This window comes from Leisingera sp. JC1 (genome assembly GCF_001679925.1).
GTDB lineage: Bacteria > Pseudomonadota > Alphaproteobacteria > Rhodobacterales > Rhodobacteraceae > Leisingera.
This window is the reverse complement of sequence record NZ_LYUZ01000001.1, coordinates 333,374-346,178: the sequence shown is the minus strand read 5'-3', so window position 1 is coordinate 346,178 and position 12,805 is coordinate 333,374. Positions and strand designations below refer to the sequence as shown.

General features: G+C 62.3%; 14 protein-coding genes. 4 read left to right on the top strand and 10 right to left on the bottom strand.

Going from position 1 to position 12,805, the window contains the following annotated elements:
* Position 1: 1 nt before the first annotated feature.
* Positions 2-787, top strand: a complete 786-nt coding sequence (locus tag A9D60_RS01715) for a TIGR02186 family protein (RefSeq protein ID WP_065265990.1) — start codon at positions 2-4, stop codon at positions 785-787.
* 81 nt (positions 788-868) lie between these two features.
* On the opposite strand, the gene A9D60_RS01710 is transcribed toward A9D60_RS01715, so the two are convergent.
* From A9D60_RS01710 to A9D60_RS01685, 7 genes are all read right to left on the bottom strand, one after another.
* Positions 869-1,606: an SDR family oxidoreductase gene (locus A9D60_RS01710; RefSeq protein ID WP_065265989.1), complete on the bottom strand. Its 738-nt coding sequence runs from the start codon at positions 1,604-1,606 to the stop codon at positions 869-871.
* Positions 1,603-3,141, bottom strand: a complete 1,539-nt coding sequence (locus A9D60_RS01705; protein WP_065265988.1) for an ATP-dependent DNA helicase — start codon at positions 3,139-3,141, stop codon at positions 1,603-1,605. The genes A9D60_RS01710 and A9D60_RS01705 overlap by 4 nt, the downstream gene beginning before the upstream one ends.
* 63 nt (positions 3,142-3,204) lie before the next feature.
* The gene (locus A9D60_RS01700; RefSeq protein ID WP_065265987.1) at positions 3,205-3,846 is read right to left on the bottom strand and encodes an acyl-homoserine-lactone synthase; all 642 of its coding nucleotides are present in this window, start codon (positions 3,844-3,846) and stop codon (positions 3,205-3,207) included.
* A 93-nt stretch (positions 3,847-3,939) separates the two neighbouring features.
* A complete protein-coding gene (locus tag A9D60_RS01695; RefSeq protein ID WP_065265986.1) occupies positions 3,940-4,659 on the bottom strand; it encodes a helix-turn-helix transcriptional regulator in 720 nt (239 codons plus the stop codon).
* A 25-nt stretch (positions 4,660-4,684) separates the two neighbouring features.
* The gene (locus tag A9D60_RS26455; protein WP_175392867.1) at positions 4,685-4,849 is read right to left on the bottom strand and encodes a hypothetical protein; all 165 of its coding nucleotides are present in this window, start codon (positions 4,847-4,849) and stop codon (positions 4,685-4,687) included.
* Between the two features lie 162 nt (positions 4,850-5,011).
* Entirely contained in the window at positions 5,012-6,292 is a 1,281-nt protein-coding gene (ccrA, locus tag A9D60_RS01690) for a crotonyl-CoA carboxylase/reductase (RefSeq protein ID WP_065266065.1), read from the bottom strand.
* A 112-nt stretch (positions 6,293-6,404) separates the two neighbouring features.
* On the bottom strand, positions 6,405-7,835 hold the full coding sequence (locus A9D60_RS01685; protein WP_065266066.1) for a 1-acyl-sn-glycerol-3-phosphate acyltransferase: 1,431 nt from the start codon (positions 7,833-7,835) through the stop codon (positions 6,405-6,407).
* Between the two features lie 169 nt (positions 7,836-8,004).
* Between A9D60_RS01685 and A9D60_RS01680 the strand changes: the two genes are divergently transcribed.
* From A9D60_RS01680 to deoD, 3 genes are all read left to right on the top strand, one after another.
* Positions 8,005-9,972, top strand: a complete 1,968-nt coding sequence (locus A9D60_RS01680) for a protein meaA (protein WP_065265985.1) — start codon at positions 8,005-8,007, stop codon at positions 9,970-9,972.
* A gap of 119 nt (positions 9,973-10,091) precedes the next feature.
* Positions 10,092-10,409 carry an H-NS histone family protein gene (locus A9D60_RS01675; RefSeq protein ID WP_065266064.1) on the top strand — a complete coding sequence of 106 codons (318 nt, stop codon included), beginning with the start codon at positions 10,092-10,094 and terminating at the stop codon, positions 10,407-10,409.
* Between the two features lie 20 nt (positions 10,410-10,429).
* Positions 10,430-11,134: a purine-nucleoside phosphorylase gene (gene deoD / locus A9D60_RS01670; protein ID WP_065265984.1), complete on the top strand. Its 705-nt coding sequence runs from the start codon at positions 10,430-10,432 to the stop codon at positions 11,132-11,134.
* A 151-nt stretch (positions 11,135-11,285) separates the two neighbouring features.
* Here the strand turns inward: deoD and A9D60_RS01665 are convergent, their stop codons facing one another.
* The 3 genes from A9D60_RS01665 to A9D60_RS26450 form a co-directional block, all read right to left on the bottom strand.
* Positions 11,286-12,143 (bottom strand): urea carboxylase-associated family protein, encoded by an 858-nt coding sequence (locus A9D60_RS01665; protein WP_065265983.1) that lies wholly within the window; start codon positions 12,141-12,143, stop codon positions 11,286-11,288.
* Positions 12,144-12,347: 204 nt separating this feature from the next.
* A complete protein-coding gene (locus A9D60_RS01660) occupies positions 12,348-12,545 on the bottom strand; it encodes a hypothetical protein (RefSeq protein WP_065265982.1) in 198 nt (65 codons plus the stop codon).
* 67 nt (positions 12,546-12,612) lie between these two features.
* The gene (locus A9D60_RS26450) at positions 12,613-12,774 is read right to left on the bottom strand and encodes a hypothetical protein (RefSeq protein ID WP_175392866.1); all 162 of its coding nucleotides are present in this window, start codon (positions 12,772-12,774) and stop codon (positions 12,613-12,615) included.
* Between the last annotated feature and the right edge of the window lie 31 nt (positions 12,775-12,805).

Genomic DNA, 12,805 nt, shown 5'->3' with positions numbered 1-12,805 from the left:
TATGCGCAAGCTGCTGCTGTCCGCTTTGACCGCCGCCGCCCTGGCACTGCTGCCGCAGTCCGCAGCTCAGGCCGCCAAGGAAGAAGTCGTCTTGGGTCTCAGTCAGGACAGGGTGGCCATCACCGCCACCTTCGACGGCTCGGAAATCCTCATCTTCGGCGCGGTCAAACGCGAAACTCCGATCCCCGCGGACGAACCGCTGGAAGTCATTGTCGCGGTGTCCGGCCCGGCGCCGTCCGTGATGGTGCGGCGCAAGGAGAAGAAGCTGGGCATCTGGGTCAACGTCGACAGCGTTCTGGTCGACTCGGCGCCTGCGTTCTACGCGGTGGCCACCAGCGCCCCCTTTGCCCAAGTGCTGAGCGACACCGAAGACCTGCGCTACCGGGTGTCGATCCGGCGCGCGATCCGCTCGGTGGGTGCTGCCATGCACATCCGCGGCGCCCAGGCTTTTGCCGACGCGGTGATGCGGATCCGCGAAAGGAACGGGCTTTATTCACTGCGCGAGAACACCGTTGCGGTGGATCAGCAAACCTTGTTCCGCACCGCGATCGAGATGCCTGCCGACTTGACTGAAGGCGACTACCAGACCCGCATCTTCCTGACCCGGGGCGGCGAAGTGGTGTCGAGTTACGAGACCACCATCGACGTGCGCAAGGTGGGGCTGGAACGGTTCCTGTTCTCTCTCTCGCGAGAACAGCCGTTCCTTTATGGCCTGATGTCCCTGGCCATTGCGATTGCCGCCGGCTGGGGTGCCTCTGCAGCCTTCAGCCTGCTCAGGAACCGGTAAGGAGGCGCGCTGCGCAACTGCGCAGCGCCACGCCCAACGGGAGCGGGGCATCTCTGATGCACCAGCGACGGGCGGGAGAGCTTAGCCGCGTCCGATGTAGGGCATCTTGGAGGCCATCACGGTCATAAACTGCACATTGGCCTCCAGCGGAAGATTGGCCATGTGCAGCACCGATTTTGCCGCGTCCTCCACCGCAAATGTATGCATCGGCTCAGCATCCGGATTGGCCTCGGCGTGGCGCTGGCTCAGATCCTCGACCATCGGGGTGCGGGTGTTGCCGATGTCGATCTGGCCGCAGGCGATATCAAAGGGGCGGCCGTCCAGCGACAGGCTTTTGGTGAGGCCGGTGATGGCCGCCTTGGTCGCCGCATAAGGCGCTGAGTGGGGCCTTGGCACATATGCTGCAATGGAGCCGTTGTTGATGATCCGCCCGCCCTGCGGCGCCTGGTGCCGCATCTGCCGGAAAGCGGCGCGGGCGGTCAGGTACATGCCGGTGAGGTTCACATTCACCGAGGCGAACCAGTCCTCCAGCGGGATCTCGTCAATGGTACCAGGCGGGGTGAAGATGCCTGCGTTGTTGAACAGCACATCAAGCCGCCCCGCAGCCATGGCAAAGCTGTTCACCGCGTGGTCCACCGCTGCCGGGTCGGTCACGTCGGCGGGCAGCACATGGGCGTTTGCAAACCCCTGTGCCACCTCCTCAAGCTTCTCTGCCCGGCGGGCCGCCAGGCCAACCTGCCAGCCTTCGGCCAGGAGCAGCTCCGCCACGGCGCGGCCGATGCCGGAGCTGGCGCCGGTGATCAGAATCGATTTATTCATGCCGGGGTTTCCTCCTGTGCTTCCAGCGTCAGCGCCGCGGCAGGCACCGCCTTCAGGTCATCCACCGGCAGCGGGCCGGTGGGCTTGGCCAGCCGGTTGCGGACCACCCAGATCAGCCGCTCCTGCGCCCGGGTAATTGCCACATAGGCCAGCCGCTTCCACAAGGGCTGGCCCGCCTCCACCCGGCCCATGCGGGCGGCAGCATAGATGTCTGGGGCAAAAACCTGGGTGGTATCCCATTGCGAGCCTTGCGCCTTGTGGATGGTCACCGCCGCACCGTGCAGAAACGTCGCCCCCATGCGGGCGGCAAAGGGGATGAAGGGCTCTTCCTCATCCGGTTTCTCAATTTTCACGATCGAAGCGGCAGAGACCTGCGGATCCTCGGCCCCCATCACATGCAGGCGTGAAAACCCGGGCTTGCGGCCCGGGCCGAGGTAGATCACCTGGGCGCCCTTGATCAGCCCGCGGGCCTCCAGATCGAGGCGCTTCTTGCGGTGCTTCGCAGGCAGTTCGATACCATCGCAGATCAGCGGCTCCCCCTCAATCAGCTGATCTTCCGGCGCGCCATGCACGCTGCGGAAGGCGTTGATCAGGCGGATACGGGTGTTGTTACGCCAGACCAGCACTGGCGAGCGCGCCATCAGGTCGACCTCCACGCGCTGGCCCCAGACCACACGCTCATCGCGGCGCGCGGTGTCTTCGATCATCCGCTCGAAATCTTCAAACCCCAGCTGCGGGTCGGCCAGCGCGTGGGCCAGATCCAGGATCGGGTTGCCTGCCTCCTGCCGGTGGATGCGGTTCAGGATCAGGCGGCGCGGCTCTGGCAGCGCGTCGAACACCATCGACCCCGACTGGTTCACAGGGGCCAGCTGCGCCGGATCGCCGAACAGGATCAGGTTCGGAAAGATCTCCTTGAGATCCTCGAACTGGCGGTCGTCCAGCATCGAGGCCTCATCGACAAAGCCGATGTCCAAGGGCTCTTCGCGCCGCTTCCAGCCGGTGATGAAGTCGGAACCGCTCAGCCCAGCTGCGGCCAGCGCGCCGGGGATTGACTTGTTCTTCTCATAGAAGGCCGCGGCGCGCGCCAGCGCTTCCTCTGTCAGCCCTTCGATTTCTGGCTGGTCGCCCTGCCCCGCCAGCCATTCGGCGATTTTCTCGAACTCCGGGTCATAGACCGGCGTATAGAGAATGCGGTGAATGGTTGTGGCCGGCACCCCGCGCAGGCGCAGCACGCTGGCGGCCTTGTTGGTCGGCGCCAGTATCGCCAGGGTGCGGCGGTCATCGCCCTTCTTGCGGCTCTCGTAATCGCCGGAGACAACCTCGACCCCCGACTGTTCCAGCGCCTTGTAGAGCTCCGCCAGCAGCAGCGTCTTGCCCGAGCCGGCCTTGCCGATCACCGCCATTACCCCGGCGTCGCCGCGGGGCGGATGCAACAGCCCGTCATCAAGGTCCACCCCCGCCTGGCGCAGGAGATCGGTCACGCTGTCATAAGCGGTGGCCTGGTCATCGGAAAACTGTACGGGCAGAGCTGTCATGCCGCGACCCTACAGCCGCGGGGCCGGGTCCGCCAGAGGCACCGGCCCCGGATTTCGTATCAGTCAGGCGGTAAGCGCCAGCGGTACCGCAGACCCTGCGCCGCCAAAGGAGCGGTCAAACCAAAGCTGCGAAAGCTCCGGCGCAATGCCCGCCTTGGCGGCGACGTTCAGGTAGACCTCAGGCGTGTATTCCCACAAGCCCAGGCAGATGCGCTCCCGCCCCTCTCCCTGGGTTCCGATCACCTCCGGGCTGAACCCCAGGCTGCGGTAAATCCGGACCATGCGACGGTCAAAGACACCGGCGAAATGCGCGACAGAAAAGTTGCGCATTATTTCCACCCCGCCAAGCGTCAGCGCGCCTGCCACACTGGTCTCCGCATCGCGCGACAGGCAGAACCGGGTGCATTCCCAGATCAGCGGGCTGCAGATTGGCACCCCGCCCGCGAGTTCCAGGAACACATCATTGACCATCACCGGTCCGGTGGTCGGCAGGAACCGCATGGAGCCGCCATGGCTTCCATCGGGCATCTCCCAAATCACATACAGCGGGTCCAGCGCGTCATACTGATCCCGCTCCTCACCGTTCAGATCGACCTGCACGTCCCAGCCCAGCCGGATTTTGAACTGGTCCGCCCGGTCCCGGAACATCGAGTGCGCCAGGAAAGCATGGTTTTGAAGATCGCGGCCATAGATAAAGCGAAGCATGATGTAGTCCCCTTCTGGTTGAACAGTGGGGACAGGGTACGGCCAGAACCGGCAATCTCAGAGTGTATTTGCGGTAGCTTTCACAACCGGTCGTTAAATCACAATAAAACCAAGCGATATTGCGCGGGCAATTGCATGGGTTGTATTGATTGCTCCCAGCTTGAAACGCGCGCTTTCAATGTAAACGCGCAGCGTATGCTCGGAAATGGACAAGGTCTTTGCCACCTGCGCCCGGCTGTAACCGATTGCCAGCAGGGTCAGTGCATCCACCTCCCGCGGCGACAGCGGCTGCGCCTGATCCGGGCTGCGGTCGGGTTCGAATTCCAGCGCCTTGCGGTTGAAATAATGCGCCATCAGGATCATGTCGCGGCTGTAGCGGTCGGTCAGCTTTTCCCAGGCTTCATCATCGCAGTTGTGGCTGACCGTGAATACCGCAAACTGACCGTTGGGACCGCGGACCGGGATGGAATACCCCTGGTTGCCAACGCCGTGCTCCAGCGCGTCCTTCAGAAACTCCCGTGCCGGTTTCGGCGACCAGTCCAGCCGCTTCCAGTCTACGGGGTGAAACCGCTGATAGCAGCCGGCCACAACCGGATCGACGCGGACATAAGCCTTTTCCTGATACCGCTCGACCCAAGTCTGCGGATAGGTGCCGAAGTAGTAGTGGTCGCCGGCGCTGTCGACCCAGTGATACATGGCATGGTCGACACCAAACACAGCGCAGACCTGCTCGATGATCTGCTGGAGACCATCCAGGGTATCCGTGGCGTCCAGCGCCTCCAGAATGCGGTCCAGTTCTGCTTTGCCTGCCATCTGTTATCGCCCGAATCCAACAACGTTAGGTTTGAATGCCGCACCCCCCCTTCGCATCAGGCAAGGCATATAGCTTCGGCTTTAGTGCAGCGGCCAAGTTACTGAAGTCAATGGAACTTCTGACCAAAGGGTCAAATTTGGCGGCCTCGCGCCGTTCATAGGTGTCCTGAAACAGCGTCACACCACTCATGGTTTATCCTACATGCTTCTTTTTGCCCAGCCACTGGAATTCCGGCGATGCTGCAGCAGCCAAGCATCTGAAAAGATAAAATTATAAATAAAATTTCCCGCGGATCGCATCTGCGATTCGCGGGAAAACCATTCTTCTTCACTTTTGAAGGCCGGTCCGCCTTCAGGCGTCGAGCACATCCTGCAGGGTGCGCAGGCCGGTCTTTGGCGCTTGCACCAGCACCGACATGTTGCCCGGCAAATGCTCGTTGCGCAGCATCTTCATATGCGCTTCCGGCAGATCCGCCCAAGTGAATACTTCGGACATGCAGGGGTCCAGACGGCGCTCCACCATCAGCTTGTTGGCTGCCGCGGCCTGCTTGAGGTGTGCAAAGTGCGAGCCCTGAAGGCGCTTCTGGTGCATCCACATGTAACGCACGTCGAAGGTCAGGTTGTACCCGGTGGTACCGGCGCAAATCACAACCATGCCGCCCTTCTTCACCACGAAGGTGGAGACCGGGAAAGTTGCCTCGCCGGGGTGCTCGAACACCATGTCGACGTTCACGCCCTTGCCGGTGATGTCCCAGATCGCCTTTCCGAACTTGCGGGCTTCCTTGAACCACTCGGCATATTCCGGTGTGTTCACGGTGGGAAGCTGGCCCCAGCAGTTGAAGTCCTTGCGGTTCAGAACGCCCTTGGCACCCAGCCCCATGACAAAGTCGCGCTTGCTCTCGTCCGAGATCACGCCGATGGCGTTGGCGCCGGCAGTGTTGATCAGCTGGATCGCATAGGAACCGAGGCCGCCCGAGGCACCCCAGACCAGCACGTTCTGGCCCGGCTTCAGGTCGTGCGGCTCATGGCCGAACAGCATCCGGTAGGCGGTCGCCAGTGTCAGCGTGTAGCAGGCGCTTTCTTCCCAGGTCAGGTGCTTGGGGCGCGGCATCAGCTGCTGGGCCTGCACGTTGGTGAACTGGGCAAAGGAGCCGTCCGGGGTCTCATAGCCCCAGATCCGCTGGCTGGGGGAGTACATCGGGTCGCCGCCGTTGCATTCCTCGTCGTCGCCATCGTCCTGATTGCAGTGGATGACCACCTCGTCGCCGACCTTCCAGCGGGTCACCTTGGAGCCCACAGCCCAGACGATGCCCGAGGCATCGGAGCCGGCAATGTGATAAGGAGCCTTGTGGCCGTCAAACGGCGAGATCGGCTTGCCCAGAGACGCCCAGACGCCGTTGTAGTTGACGCCTGCCGCCATCACCAGCACCAGCACCTCGTTGCTGTCCAGCTCGGGCACATCGACCACTTCCTGCTGCATCGCGGTGTTCGGCTCGCCGTGGCGCTCCTTGCGGATGGCCCATGCGTACATTTTCTTGGGCACATAGCCCATCGGGGGGATTTCCCCAAGCTCATATAGATCTTTCTCGGGCGCCTCGTACGACATGACGTCAGTCTGGGTATCCAATGCCATGATGGCCTCCTTTGCATCCTGTTCTTTGCCGCGGTGCAGAATCGCAGCGGTTACCTGATGGATAGGATTGAGAAGGTAATATTGCAACCACTTTTGCGGTGTTTGGGTAATTTTATGACCCAGCGGATGCAGCATTGCTCTTAGCAGGTGCAGAGAAATCACTCCGGCCGCCGGGCAAACCGCTGTCCTCGGGCAGCAGATGACGGATCGAGTTGGCATAAAACTCCAGCAGATCCTGACGATCCGCCATGGGTGTGATCCGTCCGCCCGCTTCCATCACCAGCCCGCGCCGCAGCAGCTGGCTCAGGCCCGCCTCAGCCGCATAAGACAGATCGTCCCGGGGAATGTGGACATGAGCCAACGGCATTGCCGCAACCAGATCCTCAAGCCTGTGCTCAATCGCCGCCCGGCTGAGCGGCCCCTGCCTGAGCAGGATGGCGGAGATCAGCGGCACCGGCAGAACAGGGACAATGCCGCTGATCCGCTGCATCAGTTCCCGCGCCAGCGGTTTGGTAATGTCGCCCTCGCGCCCGGCACCGAAGCCGGCAAGGCTGAGAGGACGGCCGAAATTCACCGCCGCATAGCCTGCCCGGCGGTAGCGGCCGGTCATCCACAGCCACAGCTGCCGCAGGAGCCGCAGCGCCACCAGCCCGATCCGGGCCTTGAACCGCCGGTCGCCTGCTTTGGCCGCGGAGGTCAGGATCTTGTCCTCCAGCACCCTGTCGTAATTCAGCGCCACCGGCACAAACACCACGTCACGCCGGTCCGGGTCATAGCCCTCGACAATATACTTCAGCAGCCCCAGCCTGGGCTGCGCCAAGGCGCCGTCGAGACTGAGGCCGCCCTCAGGAAACATCGCCTGGGTGGAGCCGCCGCGGGTGGCCAGCCGCACATAGGCTGCCAGCACCTTGCGGTAGAGGTCATTGCGCGAACGCCGCCGGATAAAATAGGCACCCATCGCCCGGATCAGCCGGCTGAGCGGCCAGACCCGCGCCCACTCCCCCACCGCGTAAGACAGGGCTGAGCGTTCCGCCGCCAGGTAGGTGACCAGCACATAATCCATGTTGGAGCGGTGGTTCATCACAAAGACCACGGTCGCATTGGGGTCTATGGCGCGCAGCGCCTCCTCATCCTGGTGGCCCAGCCGAACGCGGTAGACCGCGTTGGACAGAAACCGCGCCGCCCGGATCGCCAGGCCGAAATAGGCAAAGGCGGAAAACCCCGGCACGATTTCACGCGCATAGCGGCGCACCTGCTCAAACGCCACGTTTTCCGGGATGCCTTCCGCCGCGGCATGATCCGCCGCCGCCTGGGCCACCTGCGGATCATGTATCAGTCGCTGGATCATGTCATGGCGCCGCGCCAGTTTGAACGGCTCAATCGGGCGTTCCAGCCGCTGGTTCAGCCGCGCCACCGCCCGTTCCAGGCGCCTCCGGAAGAACCAGCGCACCGAAGGAAACAGGAAATGCGACGCGAAAGTCACCGCGGCAAAACCCACGATCAGCACAAAGAGCCACAGCGGCAGTTCCACGGTTTGCGTCATGAGAGAACAGTTGCGCATGGCAACCGCCTTGACAAGCACCTAGCCATACGGGCTTCCCGAAGCAGAAGCGGAATTGCCGCAACGCAGCGAATTGACATAGGTCGAAAATTGCAGTTTACATCTGCGTGACGAAAWAAAATTACCGCCACACTGACTCGCGAGGCCCGACATGCCGCAGATGCAAAAAGACCGCCCCTGGCTGATCCGCACCTATGCCGGCCACTCCACTGCAAAGGCGTCCAACGCGCTGTACCGTGCCAACCTGGCCAAGGGGCAGACCGGCCTCTCGGTCGCCTTCGACCTGCCGACCCAGACCGGCTATGACAGCGACCATGTGCTGGCCCGCGGCGAAGTGGGCAAGGTCGGCGTGCCCGTCTGCCACCTGGGCGACATGCGGACCCTGTTCAATGAAATCCCGCTGGAACAGATGAACACCTCGATGACCATCAACGCCACCGCCCCCTGGCTGCTGGCGCTCTATATCGCGGTGGCCGAGGAACAGGGCGCGGATGTCTCCAAGCTGCAAGGCACGGTGCAGAACGACCTGATCAAGGAATACCTAAGCCGCGGCACCTATGTCTGCCCGCCCAAACCCAGCCTCAAGATGATCGCGGATGTTGCGGAGTACTGCTACACCAACGTGCCCAAGTGGAACCCGATGAACGTCTGCTCCTACCACCTGCAGGAGGCCGGCGCGACGCCTGAGCAGGAGCTGGCCTTTGCCCTGGCGACCGCGCAGGCGGTGCTGGACGAGCTGAAGCCGCGCATCGCGCCGGAAGACTTCCCGGCCATGGTGGGCCGCATCTCCTTCTTCGTGAATGCGGGCATCCGGTTCGTCACCGAAATGTGCAAGATGCGCGCCTTTGTCGATCTGTGGGATGAGATCTGCGAGAAACGCTATGGCGTCGCCGACCCCAAGTTCCGCCGCTTCCGCTATGGCGTGCAGGTGAACTCGCTGGGGCTGACCGAACAGCAGCCGGAAAACAACGTCTACCGCATCCTGATCGAGATGCTGGCGGTGACATTGTCCAAGAAAGCCCGCGCCCGCGCGGTGCAGCTGCCCGCCTGGAACGAGGCGCTTGGCCTGCCCCGCCCCTGGGACCAGCAGTGGTCGATGCGAATGCAGCAGATCCTGGCCTATGAAACCGACCTTCTGGAATACGGCGACCTGTTTGACGGCAACCCGGCGGTGGACGCCAAGGTGGAAGAGCTGAAAGAAGGCGCCCGCGCCGAGCTGGCGAACCTGGAATCCATGGGCGGCGCGGTGGCCTCCATCGAATACATGAAGGGCCGCCTGGTCGATTCCAACGCCGAGCGGCTGAACCGGATCGAGAAGAACGAGACCGTCGTTGTCGGTGTCAACAAATGGACCGAGGGCGAGCCCTCACCGCTGCAGACAGAGGACGGCGGCATCATGGTGGTCGACCCGGCTGTGGAGCAGGAGCAGATCAGCCGGCTGAATGCCTGGCGCGGCGAACGCGACAATAACGCGGTGCAGTCAGCACTGGCTGCCCTGCGCGCGGCAGCGCAAAACGGCGCCAATATCATGGAGCCCTCGATTGCCGCCGCCAAGGCGGGCGTCACCACCGGCGAATGGGCGGAAGAAATGCGCAAGGTCCACGGCACCTACCGCGGCCCGACCGGCGTTTCAGCCTCCGTTTCGAACAAGACCGAGGGGCTGGACGATCTGCGCGATGCGGTCAATGCGGTCAGCGACGTGCTGGGCCGCCGGATCAAGTTTGTGGTCGGCAAGCCGGGGCTGGACGGCCATTCCAACGGTGCCGAACAAATTGCCTTCCGCGCCCGCGACTGCGGTATGGACATCACCTATGACGGCATCCGCATGACCCCGGCTGAGCTGGTGGAAGCGGCGCAGAAGGACGATGCCCATGTGGTCGGCCTGTCGATCCTGTCGGGCAGCCACTTGCCGCTGGTCGAGGAAATGATGCAGCGCATGCGCGACGCCGGGCTGGAGCATATCCCGGTTGTTGTCGGCGGCATTATTCCAGATGAAGACGCGCAAAGGCTGAAATCCATGGGCGTGGCCCGCGTCTATACCCCAAAGGATTTCGAGCTTAATTCAATCATGAGCGATATTGTCGACCTGGCTAAGCCACCACAAATTGCAGCGAATTGACCTTTAATAGGCAATTTCCTGCAAACAGCTGAAAAAGATGCTGAAACGCGTCTGGTAATTGGGCCATAAGGAATGGCATACCGGATTTTCCGGTATGCCATTTTTATATGGAGTTCAAAATGACCTTCGATCTTTCGGCTATGAGCAGAAAAGAGCTTCTCCAGCTGCAAAGCGACGTTGAAAAAGCATTGCAGGAAGCAGAACTGCGCGAGCGTCAGGAGGCCCTGAAAGCCGCCGAGGAAGCTGCCGCCAAATACGGATTTTCACTCGATGAAATCGCCAATGCGTCTCGGCAGGGTGCCAAGAAGACCAAGGCGGCCCCGAAATACCGCAACCCCAGCAACCCCGAGGAAACCTGGACCGGCCGTGGCCGCAAGCCGCATTGGGTGCATGCAGCGCTCACCGCAGGCATGGATATTTCCGACTTGGAAATCTGAAGCCCCAGCGGAGTGTAGCCATGACCATTCATATCGGCGCCGCACCGGGCGACATTGCAGAAACCGTTCTGATGCCCGGCGACCCTTACCGCGCCAAATGGGCGGCTGAGACCTTTTTACAGGATGCCAAACTGGTCAACGAGGTGCGCGGGATGCTGGGCTATACCGGCACCTGGAACGGCCAACGCGTCACCATTCAGGGCAGCGGCATGGGCATGCCCTCGCTGTCAATCTACGCCAATGAGCTGATCCGGGACTTTGGCGCAAAAACCCTGATCCGCATCGGCTCCTGCGGCGGCATGCAGGACAAGGTCAAGGTGCGCGACGTGATCCTGGCGATGACCGCCAGCACCGTGAACAGCCCCTCCAGCGGCATTTTCCGCGAGCTGAACTTTGCCCCCTGCGCGGATTGGGGCCTGCTGCAGGCGGCAGCAACAGCGGCAGCCAAACGCGGCTCGGCCACTCATATCGGCGGCATTTACTCTTCGGACGTGTTTTATGACGAACGCCCGGACCTGAACGAGCAGATGGTGCGCCACGGCATCCTCGGCGTAGAGATGGAGGCCGCGGAGCTGTACACGCTTGCGGCCCGTCACGGCTGCCGGGCGCTGGCAGTGCTGACGGTCTCCGACCATCTGGGCACCGGCGAAGCCCTGCCTTCCGATCAGCGGGAGCGCAGCTTTGGCGACATGGTGGAAATTGCCTTGGAGGCAGCGTTCAGCTGACTCTACGTAATTTCGATTTACGGCTTGCCCAAGGACAGCGGTTATTCCGCTGTCCTTTTCTTTTTGGGAGCTCGGGAAAATCACAAGTTGCGATTGTTCACGCGGGCCTGAATTTCAGCAAGACCTCTGGCCAAATAACATTTGACCGGTTTTACTTGCACCCGTGGCTGCGGTCATACCCATTTGGCGGCGGGCTTTTCCAATCGCCAAGCGCACCCTCTAACGGGGCAAAAACTTCGACCAGCATCGGGTAACAGGCGGCGGTATCGCTGGAATGTTCCGCGGAGCAATCCCCGCCCGGACAAGCGCTGAGGCTGCCCAAAAGGTCGATCTCAGCAAAAAACTCCAGGTAATCGCCGGGCCGCACCGGGCTGGCCTTCATGAAATACTGGCCGGTATCACGGGTGAAGCCGGTGCACATGAAGACGTTCAGCACATCATGCACATGCGGCTCCGCCTCCGCCGTGGACACACCCAGGTGATCCGCGAGCGCCCGGGTCAGGTTGGAATGACAGCAATGGTGGTATTGGCTGCCCGCCAGCAGGTTGCCGGTATAGGGGTCGCAGCGAGTGCCGATCAGGTCATGCACCGAACCGCCGAAGTCATCGATGCCGTACCAGCCCAGCGTGTCGGCGACCACGGTCGCCATAGGGCGCAAATGCGGAAAGCTGGTCCACATCCGCTCACCGGCGGTGATATGGGTACCATGCAGCGCGCGGGTCTTGCCGGAATAGAAGCGCTCCGACAGATCATTCTTGTTCCAGAGGTTCAGGTCGCCCACCTGAGGCCCCTCGATTGAGGTGATGCGGAAGAAATGCCCGGCAGGCACTTCAAAGCAGGCCGCATCGCGGGGCGGCACCCGCACCTCGCCGGTCTTCACCGCGCCTTCCCGCGCCCGGTGGTAGAGCGCCAGGTCCGGCACCGGCAGGGTTTCATTCGGGTAGCAGATCACCGGTTTGACGGCGCGGCGGGCGTCTGCGTCGGCGGGGGCCGCGGGTGTGCTGGACATGGGGGCAAACCTTCCTGTTCGTTTGCCCCATCAAGACCGCTTCGCTGACGTGGCGCAAGCCCTTAGCACCGGCGGTCCGGTCACGGGCCATCCCAGCAAGCCGCCTTAGCCGAAGCCGCAGTTCTCCCGCCTGCACCCCGTGCTTTCGGGCATAGGCACAGTTGCGGTTGGGTGTGGCACCGCGGCGGGCGCGGAAGCGCCTTGTCAGGATCTGGCACGCTGCGGATTGCGGCACATGCGGGGCGCGATTTGCCCGGGTTCCACTGCACCGCAGGCAATGCAGCGCCAATGCCCCTCGGACTTGACCTGCCGCCAGCGGCAGTTGCGGGTCAGATCCATCGCGCGATGGCGCCAAAGGAAATAACAAAAGACGCCAATTGCCAGAACAACGATGAGTACCATGCAGCCTGTCTAGCCCTGGCCTGCCAGCCTTTCAAACGCAAAACCGGAACCTGGGGGGCGGCTTGGATCAAGCCGCCTGATAATAATCGAACAGCTGATCCTGATGCAGGTCCTGCGTTGCCGCCACCGGCGTTTCCGGGGTGAAATAGGCATAAGCCTGTTCCAGCGCATCCAATGCAGCGGGTGCGGCTTTGGCTTGCTGTTCTTCCAGGGTTTCAACGGGTTTCATCGGGCGGTCTCCTTAATTGCGGCACCATCCT

What these genes read in the sequence shown, in the direction of transcription:
- A9D60_RS01675 (WP_065266064.1), top strand. Translation starts at nt 10,092, where the DNA reads ATGACCTTCGATCTTTCGGCTATGAGCAGAAAAGAGCTTCTCCAGCTG.
- ccrA (WP_065266065.1), bottom strand. Translation starts at nt 6,292, where the DNA reads ATGGCATTGGATACCCAGACTGACGTCATGTCGTACGAGGCGCCCGAG.
- A9D60_RS01715 (WP_065265990.1), top strand. Translation starts at nt 2, where the DNA reads ATGCGCAAGCTGCTGCTGTCCGCTTTGACCGCCGCCGCCCTGGCACTG.
- deoD (WP_065265984.1), top strand. Translation starts at nt 10,430, where the DNA reads ATGACCATTCATATCGGCGCCGCACCGGGCGACATTGCAGAAACCGTT.
- A9D60_RS01685 (WP_065266066.1), bottom strand. Translation starts at nt 7,835, where the DNA reads ATGACGCAAACCGTGGAACTGCCGCTGTGGCTCTTTGTGCTGATCGTG.
- A9D60_RS01665 (WP_065265983.1), bottom strand. Translation starts at nt 12,143, where the DNA reads ATGTCCAGCACACCCGCGGCCCCCGCCGACGCAGACGCCCGCCGCGCC.
- A9D60_RS01660 (WP_065265982.1), bottom strand. Translation starts at nt 12,545, where the DNA reads ATGGTACTCATCGTTGTTCTGGCAATTGGCGTCTTTTGTTATTTCCTT.
- A9D60_RS01695 (WP_065265986.1), bottom strand. Translation starts at nt 4,659, where the DNA reads ATGGCAGGCAAAGCAGAACTGGACCGCATTCTGGAGGCGCTGGACGCC.
- A9D60_RS26450 (WP_175392866.1), bottom strand. Translation starts at nt 12,774, where the DNA reads ATGAAACCCGTTGAAACCCTGGAAGAACAGCAAGCCAAAGCCGCACCC.
- A9D60_RS01680 (WP_065265985.1), top strand. Translation starts at nt 8,005, where the DNA reads ATGCCGCAGATGCAAAAAGACCGCCCCTGGCTGATCCGCACCTATGCC.
- A9D60_RS01710 (WP_065265989.1), bottom strand. Translation starts at nt 1,606, where the DNA reads ATGAATAAATCGATTCTGATCACCGGCGCCAGCTCCGGCATCGGCCGC.
- A9D60_RS26455 (WP_175392867.1), bottom strand. Translation starts at nt 4,849, where the DNA reads ATGAGTGGTGTGACGCTGTTTCAGGACACCTATGAACGGCGCGAGGCC.
- A9D60_RS01705 (WP_065265988.1), bottom strand. Translation starts at nt 3,141, where the DNA reads ATGACAGCTCTGCCCGTACAGTTTTCCGATGACCAGGCCACCGCTTAT.
- A9D60_RS01700 (WP_065265987.1), bottom strand. Translation starts at nt 3,846, where the DNA reads ATGCTTCGCTTTATCTATGGCCGCGATCTTCAAAACCATGCTTTCCTG.